General features: G+C 72.2%; 18 protein-coding genes. 2 read left to right on the plus strand and 16 right to left on the minus strand.

The window, feature by feature from the left end:
- The gene (locus ABZ370_RS20855; protein ID WP_358622793.1) at positions 1-867 is read right to left on the minus strand and encodes a helix-turn-helix transcriptional regulator; all 867 of its coding nucleotides are present in this window, start codon (positions 865-867) and stop codon (positions 1-3) included.
- Positions 868-1,004: 137 nt separating this feature from the next.
- On the opposite strand from ABZ370_RS20855, the gene ABZ370_RS20860 reads away from it, so the two are divergent.
- On the plus strand, positions 1,005-1,448 hold the full coding sequence (locus ABZ370_RS20860) for an ATP-binding protein (RefSeq protein ID WP_358622796.1): 444 nt from the start codon (positions 1,005-1,007) through the stop codon (positions 1,446-1,448).
- A gap of 62 nt (positions 1,449-1,510) precedes the next feature.
- Here the strand turns inward: ABZ370_RS20860 and ABZ370_RS20865 are convergent, their stop codons facing one another.
- Both ABZ370_RS20865 and ABZ370_RS20870 read right to left on the minus strand, forming a co-directional pair.
- Positions 1,511-2,308: an SGNH/GDSL hydrolase family protein gene (locus ABZ370_RS20865; protein WP_358622798.1), complete on the minus strand. Its 798-nt coding sequence runs from the start codon at positions 2,306-2,308 to the stop codon at positions 1,511-1,513.
- A 66-nt stretch (positions 2,309-2,374) separates the two neighbouring features.
- The gene (locus ABZ370_RS20870) at positions 2,375-4,516 is read right to left on the minus strand and encodes an alpha-galactosidase (protein WP_358622800.1); all 2,142 of its coding nucleotides are present in this window, start codon (positions 4,514-4,516) and stop codon (positions 2,375-2,377) included.
- A 174-nt stretch (positions 4,517-4,690) separates the two neighbouring features.
- Between ABZ370_RS20870 and ABZ370_RS20875 the strand changes: the two genes are divergently transcribed.
- Positions 4,691-5,509, plus strand: coding sequence for a tyrosine-protein phosphatase (locus ABZ370_RS20875; protein WP_358622802.1), 819 nt, complete (start codon positions 4,691-4,693; stop codon positions 5,507-5,509).
- Between the two features lie 9 nt (positions 5,510-5,518).
- On the opposite strand, the gene ABZ370_RS20880 is transcribed toward ABZ370_RS20875, so the two are convergent.
- The 13 genes from ABZ370_RS20880 to ABZ370_RS20940 form a co-directional block, all read right to left on the minus strand.
- The gene (locus ABZ370_RS20880) at positions 5,519-6,400 is read right to left on the minus strand and encodes a serpin family protein (protein WP_358622804.1); all 882 of its coding nucleotides are present in this window, start codon (positions 6,398-6,400) and stop codon (positions 5,519-5,521) included.
- 12 nt (positions 6,401-6,412) lie between these two features.
- On the minus strand, positions 6,413-6,739 hold the full coding sequence (locus ABZ370_RS20885) for a hypothetical protein (protein ID WP_358622807.1): 327 nt from the start codon (positions 6,737-6,739) through the stop codon (positions 6,413-6,415).
- Between the two features lie 14 nt (positions 6,740-6,753).
- Positions 6,754-8,154: an aspartate aminotransferase family protein gene (locus ABZ370_RS20890; RefSeq protein WP_358622809.1), complete on the minus strand. Its 1,401-nt coding sequence runs from the start codon at positions 8,152-8,154 to the stop codon at positions 6,754-6,756.
- A complete protein-coding gene (gene dxs, locus ABZ370_RS20895) occupies positions 8,151-10,061 on the minus strand; it encodes a 1-deoxy-D-xylulose-5-phosphate synthase (protein ID WP_358622811.1) in 1,911 nt (636 codons plus the stop codon). Before dxs ends, ABZ370_RS20890 begins: the two co-directional genes overlap by 4 nt.
- A gap of 23 nt (positions 10,062-10,084) precedes the next feature.
- Complete coding sequence (gene hpnH / locus ABZ370_RS20900; RefSeq protein ID WP_358622813.1) at positions 10,085-11,101, minus strand: adenosyl-hopene transferase HpnH; 1,017 nt, start codon at positions 11,099-11,101, stop codon at positions 10,085-10,087.
- Positions 11,052-11,798, minus strand: a complete 747-nt coding sequence (locus ABZ370_RS20905; protein WP_358622816.1) for a 1-hydroxy-2-methyl-2-butenyl 4-diphosphate reductase — start codon at positions 11,796-11,798, stop codon at positions 11,052-11,054. Before ABZ370_RS20905 ends, hpnH begins: the two co-directional genes overlap by 50 nt.
- A complete protein-coding gene (gene shc, locus ABZ370_RS20910; protein WP_358622819.1) occupies positions 11,798-13,741 on the minus strand; it encodes a squalene--hopene cyclase in 1,944 nt (647 codons plus the stop codon). Before shc ends, ABZ370_RS20905 begins: the two co-directional genes overlap by 1 nt.
- Before the next feature lie 123 nt (positions 13,742-13,864).
- Positions 13,865-14,962: a polyprenyl synthetase family protein gene (locus ABZ370_RS20915; RefSeq protein WP_358622822.1), complete on the minus strand. Its 1,098-nt coding sequence runs from the start codon at positions 14,960-14,962 to the stop codon at positions 13,865-13,867.
- Complete coding sequence (gene hpnE, locus ABZ370_RS20920; protein WP_358622824.1) at positions 14,959-16,545, minus strand: hydroxysqualene dehydroxylase HpnE; 1,587 nt, start codon at positions 16,543-16,545, stop codon at positions 14,959-14,961. Before hpnE ends, ABZ370_RS20915 begins: the two co-directional genes overlap by 4 nt.
- Before the next feature lie 55 nt (positions 16,546-16,600).
- The gene (gene hpnD, locus ABZ370_RS20925; RefSeq protein ID WP_358622827.1) at positions 16,601-17,551 is read right to left on the minus strand and encodes a presqualene diphosphate synthase HpnD; all 951 of its coding nucleotides are present in this window, start codon (positions 17,549-17,551) and stop codon (positions 16,601-16,603) included.
- Positions 17,548-18,417, minus strand: a complete 870-nt coding sequence (gene hpnC / locus ABZ370_RS20930) for a squalene synthase HpnC (RefSeq protein ID WP_358622890.1) — start codon at positions 18,415-18,417, stop codon at positions 17,548-17,550. The genes hpnD and hpnC overlap by 4 nt, the downstream gene beginning before the upstream one ends.
- A gap of 393 nt (positions 18,418-18,810) precedes the next feature.
- On the minus strand, positions 18,811-19,551 hold the full coding sequence (locus ABZ370_RS20935; RefSeq protein ID WP_358622830.1) for a TetR/AcrR family transcriptional regulator: 741 nt from the start codon (positions 19,549-19,551) through the stop codon (positions 18,811-18,813).
- A 458-nt stretch (positions 19,552-20,009) separates the two neighbouring features.
- Positions 20,010-20,612, minus strand: a 603-nt coding sequence (locus ABZ370_RS20940; RefSeq protein ID WP_358622833.1) for an ABC transporter ATP-binding protein, incomplete at its 5' end; no start/stop codon positions are given.

Consider the following 20,612-nt stretch of genomic DNA (forward strand, 5'->3'; position numbering starts at 1 on the left):
TCAGATCTCCTTGCGAATGCCACTCAGAATGGCCTGAGTGGTCTGTGCAGGCGCGGCCTGCGCGCACATCCGGTCCAGGGCCTCCAGGAACGCCGAGACGTCATCGCGCTGGTCGAAGTAGGAGCCGCTCACGAGCGTCTCCGTATACGCGATGTCGGGCAGCTCCGGGATCGGGAACCGGAAGATATGGAAGGGGCCGTACATCGCCGGGTGCGGACCGGCGTCGAACGGCATGACCTGCAGTCTGATCTGGGGTGAGTCGGCGACCTCGATCAGGCGGCCGATCTGGGCCCGCATGGTCTCGGACCCGCCGATCGGGCGGCGCAGCACCGTCTCGTCCATCACCACCCACAGCATGGGCGGATCGGGGCGGCGCAGCAGGGCCTGCCGCTCCAGGCGCAGCGCGACGTTGCGCTCGATCTCGGTCTCGGGGGCGTGCGGCATGCCCGCGCGGAGCACCGCGCGGGTGTAGTCCTCGGTCTGCAGCAGCCCGGGGATGTAGTGCGGCTCGTAGGCCCGGATGAGGTTGGCTTCCACCTCAAGGCTCACGAATGTGTTGAACCAGTCGGGCAGGACGTCCCGGAACCGGTGCCACCAGCCGTTCTTGTTGGCCTCCCGCGCGAGGGAGAGGAAGCCCTCGACTTCTTCGGGGTCGGTGACGCCGTAGGTGCGCAGCAGTTTCTCGACGTAGGGGAGCTTCAGGCCGACTTCGGCCTTCTCCATGCGCCGGATCGTGGCATGGGTGACGTCAAGGGCTCGCCCGGCCTGTTCGAAGGACAGTCCGGATTTCTCGCGAAGGTCCTGGAGCCGCTTACCGAGCACGACCCGCAGGACGGTCGGGGCACCGCCCGACCGCGCATCCGCCACTATCGTCCCCCTCCACTTACTGTCACAGCACAGCAGTCTGGCACGGGCTCAGCTTTCGGAACAGTCTGTCCTTGCGATTCTGTAATTTACAGACTGAACCTTGTCACAAGCGATCGTGACAGAGCATAGTGTCCGGTGTGGCTCCTTCCTACGAGGCTCTCCGGTTAGGGCACAGCGGCTCAGCAGTCGCTGCGTGCCTTCAGGACGCGTTTCGTCTCCCGGCGCTGAGCACGTCCGTCGCGGAGGCGAGAAGGCATGTCGTCCTGCGGCTGCGCTCATGGGGTGTCGATCAGGACACCCTCGACAGCGCCGAATTGGTGGTCTCCGAGCTGTTCACCAACGCGGTACGGCACACGTCCAGCGATGAGGTGCGCTGCTCGTTGCAGCTGATGGGAACCCGGCTGCGGCTCGAAGTGGCCGACCAGGGCTGCGCGCGCACAGTGCCGCAGGCGCGGGCGTCGGTGAGCGTGGACCAGGAGGGCGGGCGCGGGCTGATGCTCGTGGAGGCCCTGTCCCAGGCCTGGGGCGTACGGCCCCACACGGGCGGCGCGGGCCGCGCCGTCTGGGCCTACCTGGCCTGAAGGACCAGCCCAGCTTCACCCATACGGAGTAGCGCGGCGCACCGCTTGAGGCGCGCGGCGGCTCAGTGGCGCAGTGGCAGCAGGTCCGGGCGCTTGGGCTCCACATGGTCTCCGGAGGACACCCCGCGCAGCCGTCGGCCGATCCAGGGCACCAGATACTCGCGCGCCCAGTGGATGTTGTCCCGGCGCACCTCGGCGGGGGTGCGCCGGCCGTCGTCCGGCCACGGCTGGTCGGGGTCGGCGGGCACCTCGATGCCGAGGACCTGACCGGCCCGCAGCGCGACCCGGGTGTGTCCGTCGGCCGACAGATGGAGCCGGTCGTCGTCCCAGGCCCGCCGGTCCTGCACCGAGCGCAGCGACCACAGGTCGAGCACCGGGCAGTCGTAGCGGTCGGCGATCGCCCGCACATGAGCCGTATAGGTGGCGATCTTGCCCCGCAGATGGCGGAGCACCGGGATGCCACGGGTGTCGAAGCCGGTGCACAACAGCACGGTGGGCACCTGGGACTTAAGGTCCGCGACGGCGGCCTCGTAGCGCCGGGCGACATCGTCGGGGTCGCTGCCGGGCCGCAGGATGTCGTTGCCGCCCGCGCAGAAGGTGACCAGGTCGGGCCCGAGGCCGATCGCCCGCTCCACCTGCTCCTCGACGATCTGGTCCAGGAGCCGGCCGCGCACGGCGAGGTTGGCGTAGCGGAACTCGTCTTCGGGCCGCCGGTCGGAGAGAAGGACGGCGAGCCGGTCGGCCCATCCGATGAACACACCGTCCGGTCCGGGATCGCCGACGCCCTCGGTGAAGCTGTCCCCGATGGCTGCGTACGACCCGATCACGTCATGCTTGAGTCTTTGCGAATCGTCTGCCACATCCGGACATCCTTCACCCCGACTCGTGACCTACGCCACCGTAACCACCCCTTGACCAGGGGTGAGTTATCCCACCTGGTCAGTTCGGCGGAGGTGGAATACGACGGCGTCCAGGTCGCCGTGCAGTCCGGTGCGCAGCCCGTGATGACTGAGCACCGCGCCACGGTGGACGGTTCCGGTGGCCAGGTCCTCGTACGCCGAGGCCGGGTCCAGGCCGCGCAGCCGCAGCGGGGGCTGGGGTTCGCCGTAACTCTGCGCGTGCAGCCACGCCAGCACGACCGTCTCCTCGCCGCGTACGTACTGCACCGCGCTGAGCCCGCCGCCGCCCGGTGGCCGCAGCCGGTACTGCTCACCGTGCTGGACGACGGGGCGAATCCGCTGGTAGAGCGCCACCCAGTCGCGGGCCTCGGTGAGTTCGGCCTCGCTCCACTTCGTCAGGTCGCCGCCGACGCCCAGCACCCCGGCCATCGCGCTGACGAAGCGGAAGCGGAGCCCGCTGGTGCGCTGGTTGCCCATGACGTTGGGGCTGTCGGTGACCCAGGCGGCCATCACCCGGGCCGGGTGCAGCTGGCTGAAGCCGTGCTGGATGGCGAGGCGGTCCAGCGGGTCGGTGTTGTCCGAGGTCCACACCTGGTCGGTGAGGCCGAGGATGCCCAGGTCGATCCGGCCGCCGCCGCCCGAGCAGGACTCGAACGCGACCCCGGGGTGGGCGGCGCGCAGCCGCCCCAGCAGCTCGTACAGCCCCCGGACATGCTCGATGCCCAGCCGCTGCGGATACGGGTCGCCGGGCCAGCCGGGGTCGGTGAAGGAGCGGTTGAAGTCCCATTTCACATAGTCGATGGGCGCGTCGCTCAGCAGAGTGTCCAGCCGTTCCCACAGATACGCGCGGACATCGGGCCGGGCGAGGTTGAGCACCAGCTGATTGCGGAACTCGGTGCGGGTGCGGCCGGGGTGGTGCTGCACCCAGTCCGGGTGGGCGCGGTAGAGGTCGCTGTCGGCGTTGACCATCTCCGGTTCGACCCAGATGCCGAACCGCATGCCCAGCGCGTGCACCTCGTCGGCGAGGGGCCCCAGCCCCTGCGGGAAGCGGTCCGGATTGGGGGTCCAGTCGCCGAGCCCGGCCCGGTCGCTGGTGCGGGACCCGAACCAGCCGTCGTCCACGACGAACAGCTCGACGCCGAGCCCGGCGGCGAGCCGGGCGAGTGAGCGCTGCTGCTCCTCGCTCACCTCGAACTCGGTGGCCTCCCAGGAGTTGTAGAGGACCGGCCGGTCCCGGTCAGCGCCGGGGATGACGTGGGCGAGCTGCCAGGCGTGCCATGCGCGGCTCGCGGCCCCGAAGCCGCCGTCGGTCCACAGCCCCGCGAAGACGGGGGTGGTGAAGGATTCGCCGGGGGCGAGGAGCAGCAGCCCGGCGTCGTCGTGACCGGCGCCGCCGACGGTCTGTACGGTGCCGTCGGCGAGTTGCTGGACGGCGATCCGCCAGGACCCGGACCAGGCGAGGGCGCAGCTGTGCACCTCGCCGCTCTCCTCGGTGGCCGTTCCGTCGTCGAGCGCGATCCAGGGCAGATGCTGGTGGCTGGTGTGGCCGCGGCGGCTGCCGATGACCTTCTCGCCGGGGGTGAGGTCGGTGCGGGCGAGTTGGCTCTCGGCGGCCCACCGCCCGTACAGATGGCTCAGCCGGTGGCGGTCGCGGGTCGGCAGCGACCAGGCGGCGGAGTCGGCGCGCAGCAGTTCCAGCGGGGCGTCGTCCGGGGTGCCGGTAGGGGCGAGGGTGTGGGTGAGGGTGTGGGTGAGGGTGGTCCAGCGCTCGATGACGTCGCCGTCGTCCCGCATCCGGTAGTGGAGGGTGATGTCGAGGTGGTGGAGCGGGTCGTGGAAGCGCAGCCGCAGCTCATCGCCGGTGTCGCCGACGGTGGCGCTCTCGAAGCGCCACTCGGTGCCCCGTACGCCCGCCGCGCGGACGGACAGGGCGGGGCGCACGAAGCGCGGGCCGCCCTCCACCGGGTACTCCTCGCGCCCGTCCCACGGCGATTCGAACCCTCGATCAGCGGGCAGAGGTTCGGCGGCGAGGGCCTCGGCATCCGGGACCGTGAGGCGCGGGCCCCAGTGGAGATGGAGCAGGGTGTCCTCGTCGGTGAGGTGCAGGGCGTAGCTGCTGCGTCGCCCCGAGAGCAGCCAGAGCCGACCGTTTTCGCCGATTTCAATCATCACGCATCCCCAATTCCCCACAGGTAGCAACATCATCGGGCAGGGTTCCGCGCACGGCAATGGCTCCGTACCGCGCGGTCGGAAGAACTGATTGCAGCAGGAACTCAATGTCGTATGGTCAGCAGATCCCGCCTCGTCGACGAGCGGCGTGGCGGCCGAACGTGAGGAGCGCCCGTGACGCAGCCGTCGCCGCAGGTCCCGCAGGCCGAGCCCGAGCTGGTGGGGGTACGCAACTTCCGCGACGTCGGCGGTCTGCCGACCTCCGACGGCCGGCGGTTGCGGCCCGGCATGCTGTTCCGCAGCGGGCACCTCGCCCATGCCACCGACAGCGACGCGGCCTTCCTCGACTCGCTCGGCCTGCACACGGTCTTCGACTTCCGCAACGCGGCGGACATCAAGCTGGAGGGCCCGGACGTCTCCCTCACGGGCGTGCGGAACGTGAACCTTCCGCTGTCCGACCCGGCCGACGGCGCCGGGTTCTGGACGATGGTGCGCGAGGGCGACCTCAACACCCTGCGGGAGCTGCTGGACGACGGACGCGCCGAGCGGCGGATGATCAACGCCTACCGGGCCATCATCACCAGCCGCATCGTCGAGCACGGCCGGGTGCTCAGTGCGATGGCGGAGGACAGCTCCCCTGTGCTGATGCACTGTTCCGCGGGCAAGGACCGGGCCGGTATCTCGGTCGCGGTGACCCTGCTCGCGCTCGGGGTCGAGCGGGAGGCCATCGAGGCCGACTATCTGGAGTCGGCCGCCGCCCACCGGCGTTACAAGATCTGGCGCAAGGGCAATCCCGCGGACGGGTCCGACCCCATGTCCCCGGAGGTGCTGGAGCTGCTGGGCCCGCTCTTCGACGCGCGCTCCGCCTATCTGGGGGCGGCCTTCGAGACGATAAAGGAGACCTGGGGCGGCGCCGAGCGCTATCTCACCGAAGGGCTGGGGCTGACCGCCCCGCAGCGGGAACGGCTGCGGGAGCGGATGCTCACCGGCTGACGCGCCGGGTCAGCGCCCCGGCAGCCCCCACGGGTTGTCGGCACCGGCCTCGGGCTCGGTGACCCAGCCCGCCGTCAGCACCAGACCGCTGGCCCGGTGCACGGCCAGGAAGCCGAACGGGCGGTCGTACCTCACCGAGATCCGCTTCGCCGTCCGCTGCGGCGGGCCCCCGCCCGGCGCCATGGCCAGCGCGGTCACGGCCGCCGCCCAGAAACCCTCGGCGCTGAACGAAGCGGTCATGGACTGCTGGCCGGAGGAGATCGCCAGCGGGCTCGGGCTGATCCCCGGGAAGTGGCCACGGGCGGTGTCCTGCGCGGTGCGCAGCCCGAACAGCTCCGCGTGCCGCAGCAGATCGTGCCGGGCATCGACGGTGAACTGCGGGGTGGTGAGGGCGACCGACGGGGTGTCGTCCCAGCTGGCGACCGACATGACCGTCACGCCGGGCCCCGTCTCGCCGTCCAGCAGCGCCCGGCCTCCCCGCCCCGGGTACCGTCCGGCCACCGCGCCGATTCCGGCCTCCAGCACCTCGCCGCCCGGAACGCCCTCGGTGCCGAGGACCAGATGCACATCGAGCCCGTTGTCGCCCGCGACCCCCGACAGGGTGAGCGGCCCGGCCGGGGTGTCGGGGACGACCCGCAGCACCCCGTCGAGGTCGCCCGTCGTCCGGCTGAGACCGGCCAGTGCCCGGCCCTGCCACGGCCCGTCCTTCGGCGTCAGCATCCCCGGCTGGAACGGCTCGCGCCAGGCCGTCTTCACCGTGAGCGCCCCGGCCAGTACCAGCTGGGTGGTGGGCGTCAGCGGCACCGGCATCTCGGCGATCGCGCCCCCGGTGTGCCGGGAGGCCCACGCGTCCAGCTCCTTGCCGTCGCGCTCGGTGTCACCGGTCAGCACGCCGCGTACGCCCTACGGAAGCTCCGCTTCCCATGCGGACCGCACCGGCAGGTCGTGACGGGTCCACAGCCCGGTGGCGGCGTCGACGCCGTCGATCGCGGCCAGCGCCTCGACGGCCGCGCGGCCGAGCGCCGTCGCACCGTCCGCGCCTTCCGCGCCGACGCCGAGCGCGCCCTCCAGTTCCCCGCGGGCCGGGCCGTCGGCGGCGCCCGCGAGCAGCGCCAGCAACGGCCAGACCCCGGCGCCGGTGAAGACGGTGCCCTCGTCGTCCGTCACCGCGGCCCGCGCCCAGCGCCCGGTGAGCGCGTTGACGGCCCGCACGACACTCGTGTCGGTCATGCTCCCCCATCTCGTCAGCGGTGGGCGACCGCCTGCTTGACGAGAGTCCTCCCGAACTCCCACATCAGGCCCCCGCCACCGTGTGCGTCGTCCATGACCGCGGTGAACGCCTCGACGAAACGGTCCACTTCCCGCTCGCCGATGATCAGCGGCGGAATCAGCTTAATGACCTCCAGATGGTCGCCGGAGACCTGGGTGAGGATGCGATGGCGCTGGAGCAGCGGCGCCACGACCATCTGCGCGAACAGGCCCTTGCGCGCGGTCTGCAGCATCGCCCAGCGGCTGCGCAGCCCGAGCGAGGACGGTCTGCCGAACTCGATGCCGATCATCAGCCCGCGGCCGCGTACGTCGTGCAGCAGCTCGTAGCGGTCGATGAGCGCGGTGAGCCGGTCGCGCAGCAGGTCGCCGGTGCGGCGGGCGTTCGCGACGATCTGCTCGTCCTCCATGACGGCGAGGACGGCGAGCCCCGCCGCCATGGCCTGGGCGTTGGCCCCGAAGCTGGCGGAGTGCACCAGCACCCGGTCCATGGAGGAGTAGACCTTTTTGAAGATCCAGTCCTTGCCGAGGGTCGCGCCGACCGGCACATAGCCGCCGGACAGCGCCTTGGCCACGCACACCAGGTCCGGTTCGACGCCGTCCTCGTGGCGGTAGGCGAAGAAGTCCCCGGTACGGCCCAGCCCGGTCTGTACCTCGTCGGCGATGAGCAGCGCCTTGTGGCGGTGCAGCAGCTCCTGCGCGGCCCGCAGGAAACCCGGCGGCGCCTCGTGCACCCCCTTGCCCTGGATCGGTTCGACGACGAACCCGGCGACGTCCCCGCGCGCCAGTTCCCGTTCCAGCGCGCCCAGGTCGCCCATCGCGATCGCGGTGTCGGGCAGCAGCGGCGCGAAGCCGTCGCGGAAGCCGTCCTCGCCGTTGACCGACAGCGAGCCGGTGGTGAGCCCGTGGAAGGCGTGCTCGCAGTACAGGACGCGCGGCTTGCGGGTCGCGTAGCGGGCGAACTTCAGCGCGGTCTCGACGGCCTCCGTACCGCTGTTGCCGAAGAAGACCCGGTCCAGGTGCGGGGCGTGGCCGAGCAGCTTCTCGGCGAGCAGCCCGGGCAGCGGTTGGCAGTCGAAGCGGGTCAGATCGGCGAGCGAGGCGTCCAGCACGTCGTGCAGCGCCTGGCGGACGACGGGGTGGTGGCGGCCCAGGCCCATCACCCCGAACCCGGCGAGCATGTCCAGGTAGTCCTGGCCCTCGTCGTCCCAGAAGTACGCGCCCTCGGCCCGCTCGTAGACCTTGTCGAAGCCGATGGTGCGCAGCATCCGCGGCAGCTGGTGATTGAGGTAGCGGGCGTGCAGGTCGTAGCGCTCGGACCCGCGCCCGGCCAGGAGCTTGCCCAGGTCGAAACCCGTGCGCTGCTCGGCTGCTGTCATGCGTCCCTCTCCTTGGCGGCGGCCTCCCCGGCGGCGGTGCGCGCGTCGGTACGGGTGAGGACCGCACCGATGCGGCCCGCGATCTCGGCGGGGGTGAGTCCGATGTCGGCGAGCACCTCGCCGCGCTTGGCGTGCGGCAGGAACGCCTCGGGGATGCCGAAGTTCCGCAGCGGCAGGTCGACGCCCGCGTCCCGCAGCGCCTGGCCGATGGACGCGCCCACCCCGCCGCTGCGCACGTTGTCCTCGACGACGGCCACCGCGCGGTGGCGGGCCGCGAGCGCGGGCAGCTCCGGGTCGACGGGCTTGACCCAGCGCGGGTCGACCACCGTGCAGCCGATGCCGCGCTCGGCCAGCAGTTCGGCGGCGCGCAGCCCGACCGGCGCCATGACCCCGGCCACCACGAGCAGTACGTCCTCGCCCTCGCGCAGCACGTCCATGCCGCCGACCCGGGCGAGTGCCGGAATCGGTGGCCCCACCGACTCCTTGGGGAAGCGGACGACGGTCGGCGCGTCGTCCACGTCGACCGCCTCCCTCAGCTGGGCGCGCAGCTGGTCCGCGTCGCGCGGGGCGGCGATCCGCAGACCCGGCACCACCTGGAGGACGGACATGTCCCACATGCCGTTGTGGCTGGCCCCGTCGGTGCCGGTGACACCGGCCCGGTCGAGGACGAACGTCACCCCGCACCGGTGCAGGGCGACATCCATCAACAGCTGGTCGAAGGCGCGGTTCAGGAACGTCGCGTAGACGGCGAAGACCGGATGCAGCCCGCCGGTGGCGAGCCCGGCCGCCGAGACCGCCGCGTGCTGCTCGGCGATGCCGACGTCCCACACCCGGTCCGGGTACGCCTCGGCGAAGCCCGCGAGGCCTACGGGATCGAGCATGGCGGCGGTCAGGGCCACCACCTCGGGCCGCTCGGCCCCGATCCGCACCATCTCCTCGCCGAACACCGACGTCCACGACCGGCCGCCGGAGGGGATGAGGGGCGCGCAGGTGAGCGGGTCCATCGCGGCGACGGTGTGGAAGCGGTCGGCGTCGTCCTCCAGGGCTGGCCGGTAGCCCCGCCCCTTCTCGGTGAGGCAGTGGACCAGGACGGGGCCGTGGAACCGCTTGGCGCGGCGCAGCGCCCCCTCGACCGCCTCCAGGTCGTGCCCGTCGATCGGGCCCACGTACTTCAGCCCCAGGTCCTCGAACATGCCCTGCGGCGCGAAGGTCTCCTTGAACCCCTTCTTGGCGCCGTGCAGCGATCCGTACAGCGGCTGTCCGACGACGGGGGTGCGCTGGAGGACGTCCTTGCCCCAGGCCAGAAAGCGTTCGTAGCCGTCGGTGGTGCGGAGGGTGGCGAGGTGTCCGGCGAGGCCGCCGATGGTGGGCGCGTAGGAGCGTTCGTTGTCGTTGACGACGATGATCAGCGGGCGGTCGCGGGCGGCGGCGATGTTGTTCAGCGCCTCCCAGGCCATGCCGCCGGTGAGCGCGCCGTCACCGATGACCGCGACCACGTGGTCGGTACGGCCGCGGATCTCGTTGGCCTTGGCGAGGCCGTCGGCCCAGCCGAGCACGGTGGAGGCGTGGCTGTTCTCGATGACGTCGTGCTCGGACTCGGCGCGCGACGGATATCCGGAGAGCCCTCCCTTCCCCCGGAGCTTGGAGAAGTCCTGGCGGCCGGTGAGCAGCTTGTGGACGTAGGACTGGTGGCCGGTGTCCCACAGGACGCGGTCCACCGGCGAGTCGAAGACCCGGTGCAGGGCTATGGACAGCTCGACGACGCCCAGGTTGGGGCCGAGGTGGCCGCCGGTCCTGGCGACCGCGGTGATCAGGAACTCTCTGATCTCCTGGGCGAGTGCGGCCAGCTCCTCCCCGGTCAGCGCCTTGAGGTCGTGCGGGCCCCGGATGTTCTCCAGCATCGGCATGCGCGGTTCCCCTCCTCGGTGTGTCAGCCCGCGGCGGTCTCGCGGGCCGCGCGCAGCGACTCCTTGAGCGAGCCCATGGTGGCCAGGACGGCGGTGGGTTCGTAGCCGCAGTGGGCCATGCAGTTGTCACAGCGCGGGTCCTTGCCCCGGCCGTACTTGTCCCAGTCGGTCTCCTCGACCAGCTGGCGGTAGGTGGGGACGTGTCCGTCGCTCATCAGGTAGCAGGGCCGCTGCCAGCCGAAGAGCGAGTAGTTGGGGATGCCCCAGGCGGTGCACGGGAAGTCGGTCCTGCCCTCCAGGAAGTCCAGGAAGAGCGGGCTGTGGTTGAGCCGCCAGCGCCGCCGGTTGCCGTTCGCGAACGCCTTCCGGAACAGCTCGCGGGTCTGCTCGACCCCGAGGAAGTGCTCCTGGTCGGGTGCCTTCTCGTAGGCGTAGGCGGGCGAGATCATCATCTCGTCCACCTTGAGGTCGTCATTGAGGAAGTCGAGTACCTCGACGACGGTCTGCGGGGTGTCGGTGTTGAAGAAGGTGGAGTTTGTGGTGACCCGGAAGCCACGCCGCTTGGCCTCCTTGATCGCCGCCACCGCCTCGTCGAACACGCCCTCCTGCGCCACCGATTCGTCGTGCCGCTCGCGCAGCCCGTCGATGTGCACGGCGAACGCGAAGTACGGGGAGGGCGTGAAGTTCTCGATCTTCTTCCGCAGCAGCATCGCGTTGGTGCACAGGAAGACGTACTTCCGGCGCGCCACCAGCTGCCGGACGATCTCGTCGATCTGCGGATGCATCAGGGGCTCGCCGCCCGCGATGGAGACCATCGGAGCCCCCGACTCCAGGACCGCGCCGACGGCCTGCGCGACCGGCATGCGCTGCTTCAGCACCCCCGCCGGATGCTGGATCTTGCCGCAGCCCTCGCACTTGAGATTGCAGGCGAAGAGCGGTTCCAACTCCACGATCAGCGGGAACTTGTCCCGCCGCTTGATCACCTTCTGGTCAAAGAGATACGTCGCGACCCGGATGGTCTGGCGGAGCGGCATGGCCATCTAGCTCATCTCCTGAGAGGAAAGAGGAACGGTGCCAGTCGAAGAAAGCGGGAAGAACAGTTCGTAGTACCCGGAAAGCTGATATTCCACCGCGCAGCGTCCCGATGCGGACGAGCTCATGTTCAGGAGCGTCCACGATCACCCGGACGGCCGCAACCGGGCGTCCGCCGCCGCGTACCGCGCTGCGCAGCGTGGCGGCGGACTCCATGTCGACCGCGATGGCCCCGGTGGCGTGCAGCTCGGCCCGCTCCGCGCCCCGCACCACATGGTTGGAGCCGGCCACGGGCCCGATGTGCACGGTGCGCCCGGCGCCGCCGCGGGCCCGCCGGGCATGGCGGGCCAGCGCCTCGGCGAGGACCCGGCTGCCGTCGCACGGGGTGCGCCCGGCCGGGTCGCGGGTCTCGTCGGCCACCACCAGATCCCCCGGGTGCATCCCGGGAGCCAGCCCGGCGCAGAAACCGGTGGCGACGACGGCGGTACGGACCCAGGGCACCGGCCGTGCCCCGGCCCGCTCCCCGGCCAGCGCGCGGCTCACCGCCCGCTCGGCCGCCTGCGGTCCCATGCCGGTACGCACCACCGTCACCGGCCCGGCGGCGCCGCCGGGACCGGCCCCCCGCAGCGCGAACCGCTCGATGCCGAGAGCGCAGGCGATCAGCAGCGGGGCACCGCCGGGGTCCGGGGCCGGTCCGGAGGCCATCACGTCCTCCGCGGCCGCGCCCCGGTGGCCTCACCGCTCACATAGCGCCCCAGCGCGGTGAGCGGGAAGACCAGCCGGTACAGGTGGTAGTTGATGGAGAAGTCCCAGGGGAAGCCGGTGCCGGTGAAGTACGGCTCGTCCCAGGAACCGTCCTGGTCCTGCGTGGTCGCGAGCCAGCCGACCGCGCGCTCGACCGCCTTGCTCTCCCGCTCCCCCGCCGCCAGCAGCGCGAGCAGCGCCCACGCGGTCTGCGAGGCGGTGGAGGCGCCGCGCCCCATCCACTCGGGGTCGGGATACGAGCGCTGGTCCTCCCCCCAGCCGCCGTCCTCGTTCTGCACGCTCTCCAGCCAGCGGACGGCCCGGCGGACGGCCGGATGGGAGACCGGAATCCCGGCGGCGACCAGGGCGGGCACGACGGAGCCCGTGCCGTACACATAGTTGGTGCCCCAGCGGCCGAACCAGGCGCCGTCCGGCTCCTGCTCGGCCAGCAGCCAGCGGACGGCGCGCCGGGTGCGCGGATCGCGGGCGCCGCCCTCGTGGGCCAGCATCTCCACCACATGGGCGGTGACGTCGGCCGACGGCGGATCGACGACCTCGCCGAAGTCGCAGAACGGCAGCCGGTTGGGCAGCGGGCTGGTGTTGTCGGCGTCGAAGGCGCCCCACGCCCCGTTCCGGGACTGCATGCCGAGCGTCCAGCGCACCCCGCGCCGCACGGCCGCCCCGAGCCGCTCCGGCTGGGGATGGGCGACGCGGCGCAGCGCGAGGATGACCTCGGCGGTGTCGTCGATGTCGGGGTAGTTGTCGTTGTGGAACTCGAACGCCCAGCCGCCGGAGGCGAGCCCGGGCCGCTTGACCGACCAGTCGCCGGGCCGGTCGATCTGCTCGGCGAGCATCCAGTCGGCGCTTTTGACCAGCGCGGGGTGGTCGGGCGCGAGCCCGGCGTCGGCCAGCGCGATGACGGCCAGACAGGTGTCCCAGACCGGGGACTGACAGGCCTCGATCATGCGGCTGCCGTCCTCGCGCGGGACGGCGAAGCGGTCCAGCGACGCGAGCCCGGCGCGCATCACCGGGTGGTCGAGGTCGTAGCCGAGGAGGTGGAGGGCGATCACGGAGTAGACGGCGGGCGGCTGGATGCCGCCCCAGCAGCCGTCGTTCTCCTGCCGCTCCACGATCCAGCGGCCGCAGGAGCGCAGCGCGGCCCGGCGCAGCGGGCGGAGGGCCACCTTGCGGTAGAGGTGCAGGGCCCGGTCCAGCCGCTGGAAGGCGCCGTCCCAGGAGGCGAGGGGGGCGGTGGGGCGCGGCGGGCTGGGTCTTCGCGGGTCGGCGTGCAGTTCGTCGAGGGAGAACGGGGCGGGGCGCACCGGGCGCTTCGCGGAGACGATGGTGAGCGGCACGATGGTCTGCCGCGCCCAGCAGCCGAAGTCGTAGAGGTTGAGCGGCAGCCAGCTCGGAAAGTAGATGATCTCCGGTGGCAGCTCGGGCAGGTCCTCCCACCGCCACCAGCCGAAGAGCGCCAGCCAGATGCGGGTGAAGACCCGGCTGTTCGCCACCCCGCCCTGGTCGCGCACCCACTCCGAGGCGGCGGCCATATGGGGTGCGTCGGGCGCGTCCCCGGCCAGCCGGAGGGCGACGTACGCCTCGACGGTGGCGGAGAGGTCCGGCGGGCCGCCGTGGAAGGTGGCCCAGGTGCCGTCCGCGCCCTGCTGCGAACGGATGTAGCGGCCGGCGGCGTCGAGCACGCCGGGGTCCTGGATGCCGAGGAACTGCCGGAGCATCAGGTCCTCGGCGTCCATGGTGACGTTGGTCTCCAGGTCGCCTTTCCACCAGCCCTGCTGGTCCTGGCGGGAGAGCAGCTGCCGGACCGCGCGGGCCGTCGCCCGGCGGGCGAGGACTAACGTCTCGGACTCGGATGACTCGGACGGTTGGACGGTTGTCGCTGTCATGGCTTCCCCTCTGCAGTGTGACTGCCGTCGTTGGGGCCTCCGTCGGCCGGCACCGGGCTGGTGCCGGCCGGCGACTGCGAGCCTGGTCCTACTGGCTACGGGCCTAGGCGCGGTCGGTTGTGATCATCTCTCCCGGACGACGACGAAGTCCGCCAGCGCCACGAACTGTTCTCGTACCTCTCCGGGCATATCCACCTCGTCGAGGGCCTCGATGGCCGTCGCGTACTGGCGGCGGGCCTCCTGCGAGGTCCAGTCCCGGCCGCCCGCCTCCTCGATCAGCGCGGCGCGGGTCGCGAACTCCTCCTCGCTGAAGTCGGCGAACTCCTCCTCCGGCTTGTGCGCGTCGGCGGCGAGGATCTGTGCCAGGTCCTCGGAGGCCCGGCCGCCCGCGGACAGGGCGGCGACCACCGGCAGCGACTTCTTGCGCTGGCGCAGATCGCTCCAGGTCTGCTTGCCGGTCGCGACCGGGTCGCCCCAGATACCGAGCACGTCGTCCACGGCCTGGAAGGCGAGCCCCAGGTGGTAGCCGTACCGCTCCAGGGTGTCGGCGGTGCGGTCGTCGGCGCCGCCGAGGACGGCGCCGATGGAGGCGGCGCAGGCGAGCAGCGCGCCCGTCTTGTTGCCCTCCATCTCCAGGCACTCCTCGACGGTGACCCGCTCGCGGTGCTCGTAGGAGATGTCCTGCGCCTGGCCGTCGATCAGCTTGCGGGTCGCGGAGGTGAGCCGGCGGGTGGCGCGCCCGGCCTCCACGGTGCCCAGCTCCAGCAGTATTTCCCCGGCGAGGGCGAAGAGCGCGTCCCCGACCAGGATCGCCTGGGCCGGTCCGTGCACCTTCCACACCGTGTCGCGGTGGCGGCGCTGCTCGTCGCCGTCCATCAGGTCGTCGTGCAGCAGGGAGAAGTTGTGCACCAGCTCGACCGCGACCGCACCGGGCACCCCGACCTCCGGGTCCGCTCCGGCGGCCTGCGCGGACAGCAGCGCGAGCGCCGGGCGCACGGCCTTGCCGCCGGCGCCCGCGGCGGGCCGGCCGTCGGCGTCGATCCAGCCGAAGTGGTAGGCGGCGACGGTGTCCATGGGGGGAGCCAGCCGGTCCACCGCCGTGCGCAGCACCGGCGTGGCAAGCGTACGGCCGCGCTCCAGCAGCGCGATGACGCCTGCGGAGTCGGCACCTGGGGTCGCCGGGGTCACGGTCTCTCCTCTGGGTTCTGTGGTCGTGCTCATGCCGCCTCCTTGGGCGTCCCCCCGCCGACGGCGGGAAGCGGAATCAGATGGCCCGCGGAGAGGGCGGCACGGGCCGCGGTGAGCCCGCTGCGCACGGCGCCTTCCATGGTCGCGGGCCAGCCGGTGGCGGTCCACGCGCCGGCCAGGTACAGACCGGGCGCGTTGGTGGGGGCGCCGGGCCGCAGCCGGCCGACGCCGGGAACCGGGGCGAACGTCGCGGTGCGCTCCCGGGTGACGAAGAAGTCCCGTACCTCCGCGCCGCGGGCGCCCGGCAGCAGCCGCTCCAGCTCCGGCAGATAGCGGGCGCGCAGCTCGGCGACCGGGCGGTCGATGTCGTCGTGGGCGGCGGACTGCGACACCGCCAGATACTGGCTGTCCCCGGCCCCCGGCGCGTCCCGCAGCCCCGAGGCGTCGGTGCGGTCGAAGACCCACTGGACGGGGCTGCCGAGCGCGGCGAAGAACGGGCGGCGCAGCACAGTGCGGTCGTAGACGACGTGCAGGTTGAGGATGGGCGCGGTGCCGATCCGCAGCAGCCGGTCCGGATCGTCGAGGGCGCCCTCGGGCAGCAGGGCGTGCGCGTCCCGCTGCGGGACCGCGAGGACCACGGTGTCCACCGGCTCGTGGAGCGGGCCGGTGTCGGTGTGCGCCGCCCAGCGGCCCCCGTCGGTGGCGGTGACGGCGCTCACGCGGGCGCGCAGCTCGGTCCGCACGCCCGCGGCGTCGAGGGCGGCGCGGACGAGGGTGTCGTGCAGCTCGCCGAGCGGGGCGCGGGCCCAGCCGATGTCGGCGGCCCCGGCCTCGGAGAGCAGCCCGGTCTTGAAGACCATCGCGGCCAGGCCCAACGAGGCGTCCGCGGCGGTGGCGTTGAGGGTGGCCACGCCCACCAGGTCCCACAGCGCCTCGACGGCGCGCGGCGACTGCCCGTGGCGGCGCAGCCAGCCCGCGAAGTCCTCCCCGTCCAGCGCCGGGTCCAGCGGGTCGAGCCGCCCCAGGGCGAGCGCGGCGCGGCCCACCCGGGCGCGCTCGGCGAGCGAGAGGTGCGGGTAGGTGGCGAGGCTCGCGGCCAGGTGCAGCGGCACCGGCAGACCGGTGCGGCGCAGCCGTCCGAGCCGACGGCCGGGCCGCGCGGCGGCGTCCACCACGGGTACGTCCAGCCGGGCCTGGAGCGGGGCGAGCGGGGCGGCGCCGACCCGGTCCAGAAACCACTGGTACGCGGTGCAGCAGCGCAGATAGACGTGCTGCCCGTTGTCGACGGACAGCTCACCGGCCGGTGAGGAGCGGCGGAACGAGAAGGCGAGCCCGCCGAGCCGGGGGCGCCCCTCGGCCAGCGTGACGCGCACCCCGGCGTCGGCGAGCGCGAGCGCCGCGGTGGCCCCGGCGAGCCCGCCGCCGATCACCAGCGCCGTCCGCCCGCCGCTGCCGCGCCCGTTCGCCACCGACGCGCCCTGCGGTGCACCCACCGGCGCGCCCTCCGGCGCGCTCGCGTGCGCACGCGGGGCACGGACGAGCGCGGCCGCCCCCTCGGGGCGGCCTGCCGGGTCCGGGTCCGGCCGGTCGGCGGAGTCTCCGGTGTGAGCTGTCATGCGTTCACCCCCTCGGGTGAACACGACGCGGCGCCGGGCCGCGAGGTTGCGTCGGTCACCGCGGCCCCCCGGCCCCGCGGCGGGCGGCGGCGCGGGTGTCGAGCCCGGCGAGGCCGCGCACCGCGACATACGCCTTCTCGTGGCCCGGCAGCGAGACGCGGCCGCGCAGGACGGCCGCGGGGTCCTGGGCGATCCGCTCCAGGAGTCTGCGGTAGATGCCCGCCATGGCGGCCACGCACGCCCCGCTGCGCCGGTCCAGCATGGGCAGCAGCCGGTATCCCTCGGCGAAGAGCGCCCTGGCGCGCCGCACCTCGAACTGCACCAGCCCGGTGAGGTCGGCGTCGGGCGGGGCGACCGAGGTGTGGAAGGCCTCGGCGCAGCCGAACTTGGCGAGGTCCTCGGCGGGCAGATAGGTGCGTCCGGTCGTGGCGTCCTCGCGGACGTCGCGCAGGATGTTGGTCAGCTGGAGCGCGAGGCCGAGCGTATCGGCGTATTCGGGAGCGCGAGAGGCATCGCGCGCGCCGGGTACGGTGCCGAACACGCCGAGGGAGAGCCGCCCGATGGCGCCCGCCACACAGCGGCAGTAGTCCTTGAGGTCGTCCCAGGTCTCGTATGTCTCCCCGGCCACGTCCTTCAGCACGCCGTCGATCAGCTCGTCGAGCCCGCCGAGCGGGACCGGGAAGCGCCGGGCGGCGTGGGTGAGCGCGACGGCCACCGGGTCGGTGTCGTCGTCCTCGATCGCGCCGCCGCGGACCCGGTCGAGCAGGGCGCGGGTCTGGTTGAGCCGGGCGCGCTTGGCCTCCACGGGCAGCGCGCCGTCGCCGATGTCGTCGATGCGGCGCGAGAAGGCGTAGAGCGCCGACATCGCGTGGCGCTTCTCGGTGGGCAGCAGCCTGATGCCGTAGGCGAAGTTCCGGGCCTGGTGCCCGGTCACGGCCTCGCAGTAGCGGTATGCCGCGAGCACCGGCGCGGACGCGTGCGGAGATCCGTCCACGGTCCGGCTCACCCCTCTCTTCGCAGTGTCGCCCCCACCTCGCGCAGCAGGCTGAGCTTGGTGGGCCTGGGCGGTCCAGGGAGTACGTCATGTCCCGCGGCCGCGACCGCCCGCAAGGCGGCCCGTCCCCCGGCCACGAATCCGGCGAGCAGCACCTTCAGCCTGCCGTGGACGCTACCCACCAGGGGGGTGCCTTCATTCAGCAGGTCTCGGGCGCGTTCCGCCTCGTACGCGACCAGGGCGCACACCGATGCGCCGCCCTTCGGGGCGGCGAGGTCGGCCTCGGTCACCCCGAAGCGTTTCATGTCCTCGGCGGGGAGGTAGACGCGGTCCCTGCGAAGGTCTTCGGAGACGTCCTGCAGGTGCTCGACGATCTGCAGGGCGGTGCAGATCGCGTCGGAGCGGCGGACCCGCTCGGGGGTGGCGGTGCCGGTGATGCCGAGGACGAGCCGCCCCACCGGGTTGGCGGACAGCTCGCAGTAGTCCAGGAGCTCCTGGTAGGTGGCATACCGCCGGACCCGCTGGTCCTGGCGGTTGGCCTCGATCAGGCCGCGGAAGGGCGCCGGGGTGAGGCCATGGCGGCGGACGGTGGGGCGCAGCGCGCGCAGCAGCGGATGGCGGGGCGTCGCGGCGGGGGTGTCGTCGAAGACGCGGTCGAGGTCGGCCTCGAAGGCGTCGAGCATCGCTACGGGATCGCCGGCGAGGGACCGGTCGAGGCCGAGCAGCGCGGCGTCGGCGCCGCCGGGCGGCAGATCTCCGTCGCCGATGTCGTCGACGAGCCGGGCGTAGCCGTAGACGGCCATGAGGTCGGCGCGCCAGGCGCGGGGGACGAAGAAGGGCGCCACGGGGAAGTTCTCGTGCGCGGCCTTGTCGAGCACGGCGCGGGCGGCTTCCTGTCCGCCGCTGGGGCTGCCCGACGTGATGGAGGACCCGCTGCGCTCGTCCTCCGCGGTCACCGTGGACAGCCAGGCGTCCGGGCGAGGGCCGGTACGCCGTGTGCGTCCCGGTGACCGGGGCCCGTGGGCGTACTGGAAATGGGCCGTGGAGCCAATGCCGTCACATCCCCCGTTCTACACCGGTTACCAGGGTCGGCACGATCCGGACACGCCGCGCCGACACGTCAACGCGGTGCGGCCGCGCACCCCCGAACAGGGGACAGCCGCACACGTCCGACATGATCCGGTTGGGCATTGCTACAGCTTACGCTTCCCTGCGCACACGCGTACGGGGCCACACCCCGGTGAGGCCCCCTGGCGCGCCCGGCGGCCGGATCAGCCGGTCTCGTCGTAGAACTCGGTGATGTCCAGCATGGTGCACAGGTCGCGCAGCTCGAACTCGAAGAAGGACTTCCCCTCCGACAGCCCGAAGGACATGTGCCCCAGCGCCTCCATGGAGATCACCCCGTACAGCCGCGCCCAGCAGCGCAACATGACGGCGATGGCGCCCGGCGGCATCTCGACGCCCTGGTCCTCGCTGAGCGCCCCCAGCTGACGGGCGAGCGCCGGATCGAGCTGCTCCTCCTCGGGAGCGGGGAAACCCCGCACCCGCCACAGGTCGGAGACCAGGTCGGAGAAGACGGACCCGAAGACCCAGCCCATGGTGCGCTCCGGCTTGGTCTCCTCGCGCCCGAGGCCCGGGGCCCAGGGTCCGAGGATGAGCCCGAACTCATGGGGGTGCTTGATGGCCCAGACGCGCAGCGCCCGGGCGCCGCCGATCAGTCTGCGGCCGGGCTCGCCCTCGGGGAGCTGCCCGATGACCCCGCGCATATAGCGGGCCATTTCCGCGAAGATGTCCACCCGCAACTGCAGGATCAGCGCGTCCCGGCTGCTGAAGTAGCGGTAGACGGCCGGCGCGGTCATGCCCATCTCCCGCGCGATGGCCCGGATGGTCACATTCTCCGGGCCCTCCTGAACCAGGAGCGTCCGGGCAACGTCCTTGATTTCGCGGATGGTCGCGATGCGCAACCGCTCACGCCGTGAGTACGGTGCGACGTGCGCTTCCCCTGGCGACACGCGTCCCCCTCCCTCATACCCCGCCGCTCGGCAACCCGGCGTACACGCACACGATACAGCGCCTCCGTTTAGTGAACAGCGGCAGCGGCGGTGCCTCCGCGTCACCTCCGGTCCGCGCGCGGCCCATCGGGAGACCGCGCGACCGCGGCCGGAACCGAGGGACGGCCGGTCGGCGGCCTGCGGTGGTGCCCAAGGGCGCCCCGGACCGGCCTTCCGCACCCTGGCGGCACGGTGAAATTCCCCCTGGTGGACGTGTGTTCACCAGGTCCCTCCCCCGATACGGAACACAGCTTCCGCTTTGCACGCGTAACCCCCCGTAAGCCCATTGGACCTTGTGACCACCACCTTAGTGGGGCGGGGTGACGGTGCGTGAGCTTTTCCACAGGACGGGTACACAACCGAAGGGCCGGGACCGCCCCGCGGCCCCGGCCCTTCCGGAGTTTTCGGCTATGCGCCGACTACTTGCCGGTTTCCTTCTCGTAGGCCTTGATGACCTCGTCGGTCGGGCCGTCCATCAACAGCTCGCCCTTCTCCAGCCACAGCACCCGGTCACAGGTGTCCCGGATGGACTTGTTGTTGTGGCTGACGAGGAAGACCGTTCCGGCGTCCTTGCGCAGCTCCCGGATGCGGGCCTCGGAGCGCTTCTGGAACTTCCGGTCGCCCGTGGCCAGTGCCTCGTCGATCATCAGCACGTCATGGTCCTTGGCCGCCGCGATGGAGAAGCGGAGGCGGGCCGCCATACCGGAGGAGTACGTGCGCATCGGGAGGGTGATGAAGTCACCCTTCTCATTGATGCCCGAGAATTCCACGATGTCCTCGTACCGCTCGCGGACCTGCTCGCGCGACATCCCCATGGCCAGACCGCCCAGTATGACGTTCCGCTCACCGGTCAGATCGTTCATCAGCGCCGCGTTGACGCCCAGCAGCGACGGCTGGCCATCGGTGTAGACACTGCCACGCTCGGCAGGCAGCAGCCCCGCCACCGCCTTCAGCAGCGTCGACTTGCCCGAACCGTTGGAGCCGATCAGGCCGATCGACTCACCCCGGTAGGCCACGAAGGT

The sequence above is a fragment of the Streptomyces sp. NPDC005962 genome (assembly GCF_040629205.1).
Lineage (GTDB): Bacteria > Actinomycetota > Actinomycetes > Streptomycetales > Streptomycetaceae > Streptomyces.